The following is a 12,884-nucleotide window of genomic DNA, read 5'->3' on the forward strand; positions in this document are numbered from 1 at the left end:
CCCGGAGCCAGCCCCAGCTATGCTTTCAGGATGCTATTTTCACTAGCTTCGCCGCTGCCGGATCATAAACGAATTGGGTGATACTCCCATCCTTGATGCGCTTGACTACCTCATCTATGACAAACAGCGGTACGAGGAACCATTCGCGCGGCTTCACCGGATTGCCGAAGCGGTCTTTGATTTCAATGTCCAACTGCGCGGGATCGAAGACGCGATGAATCAGGTTTTCCAGCTTCACGCGGTTCACGTTGTAGAGAATGTAGGTGGCAACGATCTCCGCATCGGCCAACAGAAACGTGGGGTCAAGACTCGCGTTGACAATCCGCGTTTCAACCCGTCCTCCGGTCACGCCGATTTTATGCAAAACCTCACGATTGGCTGCAACGATTGGATTGTCTGACTTGCTTCGCAGAACGTAAATGGTCCCACTGGCGAGGTCGTCTGCGTCTTGTTCATCTGCGAACAAAGGCCCAGCGTCGGGGTTAGTAATGATGCGGCCCGCATTTTCTTTATCGGGATAAAGTGAGCGTTGGAAAGATCGCGCTAACGGATTGCTTTCGGTTCCGTTGTCATAGATGACCCGCAATCTGCTATCCCATCGCTCATCCCCTGTTTTGAAAGTCTCGCCAACCTCGGCAACGTATGCAATCTGCCCGCCGACAATGAAGAATTGCCCCTGCTGTATATCTGCCAGCTTGATCTGATCCATCCTGTCAACGGGCAGCGACCGGCGAACGCCCTCCTTCATTTCTCTCTGAACGCGCTCGAAGAGTGGTTTGAACGAATCGAAATCCTCGCACACGGTACGATTAGCGACTTCCTCGGCGGCACGCTTTTCAGAGCTTGCGCGGACGTGCCGCAATTCGGTGATACCGCTATCACCCGCTGCGCCCGCGAGTTCCGTCATCAGCTCGTCTTCGTCGATAGTCTCCGTGGGCGCGGCGGCAATCTTCGCGCCGGAGAGCAATCCCTGACGGTCGAGCGGCGCAAGGATCGCGCGGCACTCGTCAAGAGCGCGCAAGCGGTCCAGACGCACGGCATATAGGCGCTCGAAAATATCGCGTCCCTCCCCATGTTGCGGGGCGCATCCATGCTTTTCAACGAAACGCTGTATCTCCTCGAAGCCCGCAATAATGCGTTCTTCGCGGGGCGGGCGTCCGCCCTTCTTTTCCGGCTCCGCAAATTCTGCGAGTTCTGCGGCAAGTTCGTCGAGATTCGGGTCACTCATAGCGACCTTCCTTCTTGTAACGCATGAAAGCGGCGGCTCCTTCGGCCATGCGCTTTTCCCATGCGTCCTGCGAGTCGAGCGCCGGGAGCCGCCCGCGCTCCTTTTTGAACCGGAACGCGCGCACGGCAAGGTCTTTCGCCTCATCCGGCGTCAGACTTGTACGCTTGGCGGAGATTGCCACCGCTACCTGTTTCAGGCTTTCCTCGCTCATAGTCTTGGCGAGGATGGCGTAAGCCTCGCCAAACGGGTTAATGCGGTCAATCAGGTCGATGTCGAGTTCGCGCACATCCATCGCAAACCGGCGCACCCCGTCGATCAAAGCTGTATTGGCTGAAGGCTCCCCATTGCCCCCTAACCCGCCACTGGCAGCAAGCTGTTTGGCCTGTTGGGTAATGTTAAGGGCGGCAATGGCGTGCTGGCGCACGGCCTCCTGGTCTTCCTCGTCCAGTTCTGGATACTTATCCTTGATGATTTTGCCCATGCGAACCTGGGTCAGCTCTTCGGGCACCAATTCCTCATCGAATAGGCCGCGCTCAAGGGCAGTCTTGTCCTGGACGAAAGTTGCAATCACTTCGTTCAAATCTTCCTTGCAAATCCGTGCAGCTTGCTCGCTCTTGGGTTCGGCAAGCCCCTTAATCTCAATCTGAATTTGCCCTGTTTCCGGGTTGAAGCCGACATTGTTCCCGTTCGGATCGTAGCCGCCCGCGCCGTAATCATAGCCCGCAACAGGCCCGTTCTCTGGGTGCTTTGGTCTGAACTCGAAACGCGGCGCAAGAACCTGCTCCATCAGCAGGCTTGCCGCGATGGCCTTGAGCGTGTCGTTCACGGCCTCGGTCACAGCCTGCTCGGAAGCATCCGGCTCGGCAATCAGATTGGTAAAACGCGCTCGGGTCTTTCCGGGAGCGTCACGGGTAGCGCGTCCAATGATCTGTATCACTTCCGTCAGACTGGCCCGGTAGCCCACGGTGAGCGCATGTTCGCACCAAATCCAGTCAAAGCCCTCTTTTGCCATGCCAAGGGCAATGATGATGTCCACATAGTCACGGTTATTCTTCTGCGCCGGATCTTTCAACGCGGTGGTCACTCTATCGCGGCGGTTGGAGTCGTCATCCACCAGGTCGGCGATACGCAGGATGCGACCATCGGGGGCTTTGACAAGCTGAAATCCCGTTGCCGCGTCAATCCCTTGCCATTCGCCCAGCGCCTCAATGATGTGCTCCACCTCCCGCATCTTGTCCTTCGTGCTCTCGCGCGAATTGACGTTCGGGATGTGGATGATGGTCTTCTCGGTCGGGTCAAGGACATTCAAAATGTCGTCAACGTAAGAGCCGGAGTAGAAGAAATAACCGATGTCGAGTTGCTTGAGATACTGATAGCCGTTGAGCTGTTCGTAATACGTGTACGTGACAGACTCGAACTTCGCTTCGTCCTGCGGAGCAAGCACGGCCTCTGCATCACCCCGGAAGTATGAGCCGGTCATGGCGACGATATGCACGCGGTCGCGGGCGATGAACTGGCCCAGGTGCGCGCCCAGCTTGTTGTCGGGGTTCGCTGAAACGTGATGAAACTCGTCCACGGCAATCAGCCGGTCGTCGAACTTCTCTACGCCGAATTGATCGACAGCAAAGCGGAACGTCGCGTGAGTGCAAATCAGCACCTTGTCGTTGCTCTCAAGGAAAGTGCCGACGGCGTTCACCTTGCCGCCGTTGTCGCCGCCGGGGGCATTGCACAGGTTCCATTTCGGTTCCACGCGCCAGTCAGCCCAAAAGCCAAACTGCGTCAGCGGCTCATCGTAGAAGCTCGCGCCGATAGCCTTTTCCGGCACAACGATGATCGCCTGTTTCAATCCCTGATTTTGCAGCTTGTCGAGCGCGATAAACATGAGCGCACGGCTCTTGCCGGACGCGGGCGGGGATTTGATAAGCAAATACTGCTCGCCGCGCTTCTCATACGCGCGCTCCTGCATGGGCCGCATACCAAGCGCGTTCGCCCTTGTCGAACTGCCGTTCTGCGCGTAGGTAACGGAAATGAAGGGAACCGATTTCACCTCAATAGTCAAACAGTCACCTCTTTCATTCGCTGGCGATAGCGCCGCAAAAACAAGCGAGCCGTAATAAGGGTAATTTGAAGGCGAAACGTCGCGTCTTCTTCTTCGGACAGTCCGGGGTGTCCCCCATGCGGGTGCATCCGGCTCATCAGTCCCTGAACGTATTGGGGCTTCTGATTGTTTTCATTCCACTCGTTATATTCCGTCAACAGGAACGGCGGTTGAAGGCGTCCGAGAAAATCACGTTTCGCCTTACTGTCCTGCTGACTGTCGCAACCGAGATGGACGGCGATTTCATTCAAATAGCTCTCGTAGAAATTGCGAAGCTCTCCATTCGCCGAAGACCATTCACCACGCTGAAAAGCGGATACCGCTCGTTCCAAGTGTCCTTTGGCGACAGTGAAGCCGCTCTGAACAAGCAAGGAAGTCATTTCGCTTTCGGCTTCGCGGAAATCCAGTCCGGGGATGTCGGCGGGCAACATCCGCGCGAGTGTGACGATAGTGCGCGGGGACTGCCAAGGTGCGCTTGCAGGCGGTGGAACTTCCGTTTCAACTACCTCGAATCCATCAAACCTAAGCCCTGCGACAAATTTCTTCCAAGCGTCACTGTCGCGGACGCCTGGGGGAGCCTTAATCGCCGTTTCGACAAAGGCTCGCGGAAGATTCATAAGGCCGTTTTCGGTCATTACCTGGGGGGCATTCGGCATGGTGGCTCGTTGCGCCCAGCTTGCAACGCGGGCAGCCTTGCTTGACGAGTTACCGATAATGCCCCACTGAACCTCCAAAACCGACATATCGCTGTGTGACTTGAACTCAGCGATAACTTCGGTTGCGGCAACAATGGTCATATTGTTGAACTCTGTCATTTTCTTTCTCCCGCAACGCTTGCAAGGGCGGCCTTGAGAACTTGAAAGCAGAGTTTCGCCGTGTGCTCGTCGGGCGTGAAACCTGATTGCATCTGCGCGTATGGATGAATGTAATTGCGAAAATCTCGTAGTCCGTGACTGAACTTCTTTACGTCAGGTTTCAATAAATCTATCTCGCAAGCAACGTCGATGAACTGAGCAAGGCTCCACTCATGCAAAGGCTTTACACTTCCGTCCTTGGCCTTCGGGCTGGCCGTGGCCCGATTGAACTGCGCCGGAGCTTTCTGAGCCGCTCCTAGCAGGACGGCTTCAAGTACGCTTCCGCAAAGGAAGATCACAGAAAGATGCGCTTTCGCGCGTAATGCTATTCGAGCCTCGGCAAGTCTGCTTTCAATGATCGGGATGGCGAGCGGTTCGACCGGCAATTTCTGAATGTTCGGAATCGTGAACTCGTGATTCAGGAAGTCGTTGGCGGTCTGTGTCGGCGTTGCGGCGGCCTGCGGCTTTCCTGACAGCCGTGCGACGATGCCCCGCACCTTTGCAAGAAGCTCCTTGTCGATTTGCTTCTTGTTAAGCTCACAATCGACTTCATATTCGTCGATCATGGCTGACAATACCTTGCCTACGACGGAATCGTTTTCGGTATCCCAGAACGCGCGGAGCTTCTTCGCCTTCGATGTTCCATACGTCTGATATTTCGGGCCATGAATATCGACTGCCTGACGATGGAAGAACGTGCCGAAACTATTATCGGAATAGTTGAGCACATAGCCGCCGTCCATATTCAGAAACTTTTCAAGATAACGCTTGTCAATGACCGTGAGGCTACTCATGCGGCCCCCTTTGTTTTCGTCATCTTGGTATAAAGCTCGAACAGTTTTTCCAGCCGCTCGGTGTCATTCTTAAAACGGCGACCGATGTAAATGCGTTCCAATACTTCGTCATTGCGCTCGTGCGCCTGGCGCAAGTCCTCCGGCATGGTGTCAGGATCGTAAAGATCGGCAAGAGTCGCCGGAAACTGATGTTCGCGCGCAAGTAAGATGTCCTCAGCGCAGCGCGTAAGGTCTGCCTTGTTCTTCTCTGTCAGAGTCGGGACGGGAAATGTATTCCAACCAAGTGTGCTTGAGTAGCGATAATCAGTCTTGATCCTGCCACAGACTGCCGCTATCCAAATTAGGTGTGTACGAGAAACTAGCAGAGATAGATTCCAAAGCGGGGCATCGAAAAGCGCAAAAGCACCGTCCGCAATAATGGTTCCTTGCTCAAAAAGGCTCACCGGAAGATACGGCCTAGACTCCGATGAATGTCTAGGGATAACAACAGGGATTTCCGATCCAGATTGTCGAACCTGTTGAAAAGCGTGAGGGGTATTTGCTCCGTCTTTAGTGAGCTTCTTTGGGCTTTTCGAGCGCATCGCCCGCACGAGCGCAAGTCTTTCGGCAATGGCGGGGATTTGTACCGCGCAATCTTTTTCTTTGTCTTGAATCCACAAGCAGAAGCGCAGAGACCCCTTGATGGAGTCATCTGCTCCGACGAATCTGCGAACAAATGCGCTCGCGCGAACATCTGATGTTCGCAAGCTGGTTGCTTCGTCCAAGTCAAGAATGAGGTGGCCGCCGTCCGCCGGTTTGTTACCGTTCGTCATTGCTGCAACCGACGACACGGCATCCGTAGAAGCATTGACGACTATGTTCTTATACGGGACGAGATACGGACAGATGTTCTCAACTTCGCGGCGTTGCGGATTATCGTCTCCGATGTACTCGAATAGTACCGATTTGCCAGTCTTTGTTCCTAGGCCAACGACGACGACTGTAACTCCGGCATTATGCGTGGCGAGGTTCGACCACTTGAAAGAAGTATGGGCGAAAATGATTTCCTGCCCGCGCTCAAGGATTAGCGGCCATAAGCGCGCAACTTGCTCTCCCTGTGAGATTGAGTTTGTGGCGACAAATGCACACGCTGTCTTTGTGAAGCGAGCATACTCTGCAAACTTGAAGAACCAGCCGCACACATAATCGAGTGATTTCCAGTTCTGAGTCCATTGAGCAAACACAGCTCCCATATCGCTCTTTTGCTCTGGCGTTTGCTCTGTCCCGCCCTTGTAAGGCGGATTGCCGCAGATATACGTTTCTCCGCCCTCGTTCTCAAAGTCGATCTGCGCTTGGTCGAGCGGTGTGCTGAATAGGTCGTCCGCCTGCATCTTCACACCCGTTCCCGTCGGCGGGCAGATGCTCAACCAATCAAGCCGGAGCGCGTTGCCGCAAGTGATCCAGTTCTCCGCCTTCAGCGGCAGGAAGACAGCTAACGCCTGTTGCTCCCCTCGATGCAAAACATCACATTGGAACTCCGCAATGACAAGGGCAAGGCGCGCAATCTCCGCTGGAAAATCTCGCAGTTCGATGCCGCGAAAATTCGTCAGCGGAATCTCTGATAGCCTATCCGGCTCGCCGCGCCGCTCGTTGATCTCGGCCTCGATGGCACGCATTTCTTTGTACGCGATAACAAGGAAGTTGCCGGAGCCGCAAGCGGGATCGAAGACTCTAATCTTCGCCATGCGTTTGCGAAGGTTGAGCAAGGTGCGCGGGTTGTCGCCTGCCTCGGCGAGCTTCGCGCGCAGGTCGTCAAGGAAAAGAGGGTTGAGCACCTTGAGGATGTTGGGAACGCTGGTGTAGTGCATCCCAAGTGCGCCGCGCTCCTCGTCCTCGGCGACGGCCTGAATCATGGAGCCGAAGATGTCCGGGTTGATCTTTGTCCAGTCGAGATTGCCTATATGGAGAAGATAGGACCGCGCGATTTTGCTAAAGCGCGGCACTTCCATGTTGCCGGAGAATAGGCCGCCGTTCACATACGGGAACGAATTGGACCACCTGGGCAACCCCGCGCGCTCACGATTTCCGACCTTCGTGTTCATGGCGTGGAACAGCATCTCAATCACCTGATGAGTGTTGGAAGAGTCCTTCGCGCTCATCTGCGCGATAGTGTCGGTGAACAGGCCCTTGCCGATGAAAATGTCCGTATCTTCCGCGAAAAAGCAGAAGATAAGCCGCGCCATAAAGTGATTCATGTCGTGGCGGCGCGCGGCTGTGCCCCATTCGGGATTGTCTTTCAGCAATTCGACATAAAGCCGGTTTAGGCGGCTGGTGGCGCGAATGTCGAACGAATTTTCGGAAATTTGCCGAACGGTGCTGATGCCCGCAAGCGGCAGGAAGAATCCGAAATGGTCAGGAAAATCCTTGTATGCACAGGCAACAGGCGCATCGTCGGAAGCAAGATTCTCGGCTTCCAGCGTTTGCCCGTCCGTCGCCAGAATGAATTTGGCTTTGGCCCGCGTGGTGGAAGGACTTTCCCGAAGCGCCGTGAGGGTTTTCGTAACCTCACCTTCCGCGCATACCCTGATATGGATATTGTTGGTCTGGAGAACCCCGCCAAGATCGGACTTGTTTGACGCGCCCGCGCGCAGACGCTTGATCGTCGTCTCCTTGTTGCCGAAGGCTTCAAGGAAGGCATACGGGAAATTCGCGGGATCAAACGGCTGTTCCGCCAACTGCGAAATAGCTTCTTCGATTTCAACGGCGTTCAACGGACGAACCTTCCAAAAAATTCTTTTGCGGTTTTGGCTGTCGCATCATCCGAGCCAAACTCTTTGGTGTTTCAAGGATACTGACCAGTCCACGGCTCTGTCGAAACCTGGGGCCATCATGAGTGGGCGTAAGCGGGTTCTGAGCGCAGAGAGAACGAATCTTCGGCAAGGAAGGTCTGGTAAACCTCGATGTCCCGTTTTCTCGCAATAGCCAGAACTTTATCCCGTTGTTCCGCATTCATGCGTGAACCGAGATGTAGACATTTTGGCTTAGGAACGCGCCACCGAGAGGGTTCTTTCACCAGACCTGCGGGTATGACGAGCCGCCACTCGCGCTCATAACTCCATTCTGGAGATTTATAGAGCGATGCCAGCGCCGGGAACAAGATATTAAATCCCGGACGGTCGCGGAGAGCAGCAAGATAGTATCGGGTGGCATCGAAGAGCGCGTCGGAGTAGATAACGGGATAGAGCATTCGCACAAACAAGTTCTCGGGCGGCAACACTTGCAAGTCATACTCGATGGAGAATCCACGGTGTTGGTCGGCGTAGTGAGACCACATGATGATGGAATCCACCGTCCCGCTGAAAGAACAGACTTTCAGCGAGTCCTTATGACTTCCGGGCAGCAATTCCTTGACGGCTTGTTTCCATTGCTGCACCTGTTCCTCGAAGGCCGCAATGAAGGGCGGCCAGAATTCTGGCGGAATCTGATCCTGTCCAAGCAGGGCCTCCTGTAATGCGATGGCAGGATTCTCCGCTGCGAGGAGAGCCTTCAACCGTTCGGTATCCAAATCCTTGTCCAGACCTTGCTTGATTAACTCTTTGACCCCGTCTTGGACGATGGAGGAGGTCAGCGTTTCGCTGGTAATGGAAATGCTGCTGTCGTAGGGGTCGTTGTAGTCCGTCGGGGAACACACCCAGACACAATCGTTCTCAAGATTTTGCAGTGACCAATCATCGACTTGCCGGTACTTGAAGACGCTGTTCGGGCGGTGGTCGTATTTGATGGCAAGCGCTTCTTCGACGCGGAGGTTCTTTGCTTCTTCATGCGCCAGACAAGTGACCATTTGTGCTTGCCATTCTTCCATCGTCTCTCCGTCAAATCGTCATTGAGTATCGCTCCGTCTCAGTTGCCAGAGGCGCTGGATAATCTGGCATAGGTATTGGTCAAGTAGCGAACGTCGCTTGCAAGAAAAGGTGTGCGTCCGTTTTGATTCGCCCCTCTGCATCGAGCCAAGGAAAGTCAGGCCGATGGGAGTAGACATAGCTGGATGCGGTCATCATCATGAACGTATTGTGCCGCGCCACATCGATTGGCTCCATGTGGGGGATCGAAATCGCAGTCCTGGTTCCATAGAGCACGAGATGGCGGCTGATGGGATAGATGACTACACCCGCATTCTCAAACCCCATTCTCTCGCTGGCAGGTCCGTCCATGACCACAGGATTGTCTGAAGCGACAAAGTCTCCTGCGTCGCTGACGACCACGCCCCAATGTCGTTTTTCCAGCGATTCCATTACACCTATCGCATTAATAAATCCCTCTTTCAAATACCAATCGTTTCCGATGTTCAGCGAAAATTCTCCGGATTGGAAAAACTCGCGCATCTTGTGATACTCGCTACCTTCAGCGCCAGCCGGAATCGCCGCCTGCTGTAAGGTGCGCTCCCAGGACTCTTGACTGCTGAGTGCATCAGAGAGTTTATCGCGCATAAAAGTGTCCGTGAAGTTGAAAAGAAATGGGCGGAAGGCTGGCACACGAATCCACTGGATCGCCATGAAGACAATAAGACTTCCAAGTTCATCGTCGTCGGGAAGTCGGCGTTCTCTGTCCAAGCGTTGCAGGATGGGGGCAATGGTTCCCTCGATCCCGGCCAGTTTCGTTTCCACCAATAGAGGGTCTTTCTCTGGATCGGAAAGACGGTAAAAATCGCGCTGATGGCCTGCGTTCCTGGGATTAGTAGGCCATTGGTTGCCGGTTTTAATGTCGGTCTGTTGGAGGCGGCCGTCTTTCTCGCCGGAATCTGTAAACCCGGCCAGCCAGCATTGCGGAACGTAATGGTGTGCTCTTGCGTTGGAACTCATAGACGGCCTCGGCAGAGATTTTCAATTCACAGCAACTTTATGTGATATATTATCACATAAGACGAATGGTGCCACGGCTCAGCAAATCGGACGCTCTCAAACTGCTGCGCGAGTGTTTTAAGAGCGGCGTCGTGGAATATCATCCGCATTTTGCGCAGAGGTGTAGAGAGCGCGATGTTGACCCAGCGGATGCGCAGTTTGTCCTCCGTAAGGGAATCATCTACGACGAACCAGAGCTGGATGTGCGCTTTCAGGAGTGGCGCTACAAAGTTGAGGGCAAGCCCCCGGACAGGGAGAAGAGATTAAAAGTGGTAATTACGTTTATGGAACGAGACGAAGTGCTGGTCATTACAGTCATGCTCGACAAACGATAATACCGACGGTGAGGAAAAGTCATGAAAGGAAAGCAGCGAGTGTGCCGTGAGTGCGGCGGAAACGCCAAAATCGTGCGGAAGGACTATGGGTTTACTGAAAGCGGATTGAACAACGTCTTTCTCAAGGACATTGAGGTTGTTCTCTGTGCGAAGTGCAAGAGTGAATCGCCGAGGATTCCGAACCACGATGACTTGATGCGAACGATTGCCGTGGCGCTGATTGACAAACCGTTTGAACTGGCCGGTGATGAAGTCCGCTTTCTCCGAAAATATCTCGGGGAAGGCAGTATCGCGTTCGCACAGATGCTAGGAATCGACCGTTCTCATCTTTCCCGAGTGGAAAATGGAGCGATGGCGATTAGCAAACAAACCGATCGGTTGGTGAGGACTGTCGCTCTCGTAAGAGATCCGTCATTGTTGGATAAGCTCAAACGACTGGGGCGTACCCAGGAGATTTTGGAACGTCTAAGCGCCATCGAGCCGGAGACGAACCCGGTGCGAGTCCAACTGGACCATGCCGAGGACGGCTACACCTATGCGCTGAAAACGGCAGCTTAGGCATTAGAGGAAACGATGACGAATAAAGTGATTGACCGTTACAGCATCGAACTGGAAATGCCAGCGGACCTCGCGCAACCTGCCTTGCCCGTGCGCTGTATCGCAACAAACATGGAGGATGGCTCGACGACAGAAGCATGGCTGACGCTTGAGAGCACTCGTGCGCTACTCAATTTCGCATACGGCCATGAGAAAAACATCGTTGACTCGTGGTTCCAACAGCTCCAGGATCACCACTACGCCGACCTGATTGCACAGCATGGGGCAACTAAGCCAATTCGCTGCATCTTCAATTCCGCAGAGATTCTGCCATTTGGTTTTAAGCAGGAAGAGCTACGTCCGTGGCGTGATGAAATCGAAGCGTGAGCTGAGGCCGATTAAGCAGAAGCCTTGAAACATCAGAGGAAGGATCACAACGCTGCACGAAGAACAGCCGCCAGCGGCGGCTCGTGCGCGGAGATTTGCCGCTAAGAACGCCCCGGCGGGGCAGCGGCAAATCAAGAATCATGTCAGTGAGAAGAGTCCAGACTGGACAGGAAATCTGCGCCAGCCTCCGCCACGGCTCCGGCCAAAGATGGCTTCGGGGAAGGTTCACGGTCAGCCTACTCTGCGGTGCTGACCTCTCTTGGATTTATCGTGCGTCTCCGCCGCTTTCGATGCTTTAGCCCTGGTAACGTCCACTTCCGGGTGTGGCAGTTCCCATCCCGTCATACCTTGTAGCACGCGATCCGCGTGCTTGATCGTGTTCACATGCCCATAGTGCTGCTCGATCATCTGCACGGATGTCCCCATCTGTTCAGCAAGGAAGTACACGTCCACGCCCTCCTGTAATCGCAGCGTGGCATACGTATGCCTAAAGCAATAAGTCGATCTCGGCACGCCCTGCGTGCCTTCGCGCAGGTTTGCTTTGTCCAAGAGGTCAGCGATCAAAGACACATAGAGACTTTTGGCAGGCTTGCCATTCACCGTCGTAAAAACCCGATCTTCCAGTTCTATTGCTTTGGAGATTGAGCGGATGCGTTCCAGATAATCCCCAACGCTCTTTGGCGCTACCAGCTTGCGCGACTTGCCTTTGCCTTGGACGAACAGCACAACGATCTCACGCCCCTCGCGATCTTTTGCAGGCATAATGTCGCGCCAGCGGAGATTCTTCATCTCCGCCGGCCTCATGCCGGTGTTACAGGCAATCAAAATCATGTTGTAGGTGACGGTGCGATACCAGGTGCTTGAAGGTTTGTCCGCTTCCGCGATCCATTTCCTGCCAACGGTATGGAGCTTGCGATACTCCTCCAGCGTGAACTCATCCCTCCGCATCGTCTTGAGCTTTGGGCGCTCGTCGTAACGCTGACTGGCAGGAACGTACCGCTTCTTGATGGCAAAGTTCATCACCGCGCCAAAGATCGACATCTCGAAGCGAATCGTGGAATCGCTGATGAAGGGAACCGTCCGCTCCCCGGACGGTTCCACCTTAATAGGTTTCAGAACACGAATACCGAGAGAATTCTGAGTCTTGGTGCGGCGCTCAGCTTCCTTGTCCGCAAACTCCTGCGCCATCTCGTCGCTGACTTCGCGGACGCCGTTCCGCTTCAGGCGTCCCGCTCCGTTCACTCTGCGCCAAGCCGGATAGCCACCCCACAGCTCATCTCCAATCAAATGCACCTGAGTCGAACCGACGTACCTATCCAAGGCACCTTCGATCACGGCGCGTATCTTCTTAGGCCGCGCCGCACTGATCTCCCCACGCTGCGCTCGCGCTTCCTGCGTTAGCAGATACTCGCGGCCAACCTCACGGAAGGGATGGTTGAACACCGGGACATCATGCTTCAGCCGGAACCTGATGTCCGCATCCTGGTCGAAGGCGCGTTCCCGCGCCACATCAACGTCTGTTGTCTTGAGGGAAACGGTCTTATAGCGGTCTGCCTTCGGAATCTTCATCCGGCAGTACCACATGCGATGCTCCACATCGCCACGCCGGAAGATAATCAATCCCGGCTTGAGTTCCGCTTTGTCGGTGACGAATGCCATGTTCGCCTCCACTGATTTAGACGTGTTCCGTGCAGATTCTGTGCAGGTTTTTTCTGCAAGTTGTTGAATCCTCGTATTTGTGTAGGACTCGTATAGATAATATCAGAATACTAAC

General features: G+C 54.5%; 11 protein-coding genes. 3 read left to right on the top strand and 8 right to left on the bottom strand.

The annotated features are described in order from the left end of the window. Nucleotides 1-25 precede the first annotated feature (25 nt). From C7378_RS00970 to C7378_RS01000, 7 genes are all read right to left on the bottom strand, one after another. Nucleotides 26-1,228: a GIY-YIG nuclease family protein gene (locus C7378_RS00970; protein ID WP_131990812.1), complete on the bottom strand. Its 1,203-nt coding sequence runs from the start codon at nt 1,226-1,228 to the stop codon at nt 26-28. Next, nucleotides 1,221-3,287 (bottom strand): DEAD/DEAH box helicase, encoded by a 2,067-nt coding sequence (locus tag C7378_RS00975; RefSeq protein WP_131990814.1) that lies wholly within the window; start codon nt 3,285-3,287, stop codon nt 1,221-1,223. The genes C7378_RS00970 and C7378_RS00975 overlap by 8 nt, the downstream gene beginning before the upstream one ends. Beyond that, on the bottom strand, nt 3,284-4,141 hold the full coding sequence (locus C7378_RS00980) for a hypothetical protein (protein ID WP_131990816.1): 858 nt from the start codon (nt 4,139-4,141) through the stop codon (nt 3,284-3,286). Before C7378_RS00980 ends, C7378_RS00975 begins: the two co-directional genes overlap by 4 nt. Next, nucleotides 4,138-4,974: a hypothetical protein gene (locus tag C7378_RS00985; RefSeq protein ID WP_131990818.1), complete on the bottom strand. Its 837-nt coding sequence runs from the start codon at nt 4,972-4,974 to the stop codon at nt 4,138-4,140. Before C7378_RS00985 ends, C7378_RS00980 begins: the two co-directional genes overlap by 4 nt. Beyond that, nucleotides 4,971-7,724: a class I SAM-dependent DNA methyltransferase gene (locus tag C7378_RS00990; protein ID WP_131990820.1), complete on the bottom strand. Its 2,754-nt coding sequence runs from the start codon at nt 7,722-7,724 to the stop codon at nt 4,971-4,973. The genes C7378_RS00985 and C7378_RS00990 overlap by 4 nt, the downstream gene beginning before the upstream one ends. Nucleotides 7,725-7,840: 116 nt before the next feature. Continuing rightward, nucleotides 7,841-8,815: a DUF2971 domain-containing protein gene (locus tag C7378_RS00995; protein ID WP_131990822.1), complete on the bottom strand. Its 975-nt coding sequence runs from the start codon at nt 8,813-8,815 to the stop codon at nt 7,841-7,843. 79 nt (nt 8,816-8,894) lie between these two features. After that, a complete protein-coding gene (locus C7378_RS01000; RefSeq protein WP_131990824.1) occupies nt 8,895-9,812 on the bottom strand; it encodes a DUF4238 domain-containing protein in 918 nt (305 codons plus the stop codon). A gap of 65 nt (nt 9,813-9,877) precedes the next feature. Between C7378_RS01000 and C7378_RS01005 the strand changes: the two genes are divergently transcribed. Genes C7378_RS01005 through C7378_RS01015 form a run of 3 tightly spaced genes read left to right on the top strand, consistent with a single transcriptional unit; the run spans nt 9,878 to nt 11,110 of the window. Continuing rightward, a complete protein-coding gene (locus tag C7378_RS01005) occupies nt 9,878-10,186 on the top strand; it encodes a DUF4258 domain-containing protein (RefSeq protein WP_131990826.1) in 309 nt (102 codons plus the stop codon). Nucleotides 10,187-10,207: 21 nt separating this feature from the next. After that, complete coding sequence (locus C7378_RS01010) at nt 10,208-10,744, top strand: hypothetical protein (protein ID WP_131990828.1); 537 nt, start codon at nt 10,208-10,210, stop codon at nt 10,742-10,744. A gap of 15 nt (nt 10,745-10,759) precedes the next feature. Then, on the top strand, nt 10,760-11,110 hold the full coding sequence (locus C7378_RS01015; protein WP_131990830.1) for a hypothetical protein: 351 nt from the start codon (nt 10,760-10,762) through the stop codon (nt 11,108-11,110). Nucleotides 11,111-11,341: 231 nt separating this feature from the next. On the opposite strand, the gene C7378_RS01020 is transcribed toward C7378_RS01015, so the two are convergent. Next, a complete protein-coding gene (locus tag C7378_RS01020) occupies nt 11,342-12,769 on the bottom strand; it encodes a tyrosine-type recombinase/integrase (protein WP_131990832.1) in 1,428 nt (475 codons plus the stop codon). Nucleotides 12,770-12,884 lie beyond the last annotated feature (115 nt).

The organism is Acidipila rosea (assembly GCF_004339725.1).
GTDB lineage: Bacteria > Acidobacteriota > Terriglobia > Terriglobales > Acidobacteriaceae > Acidipila > Acidipila rosea.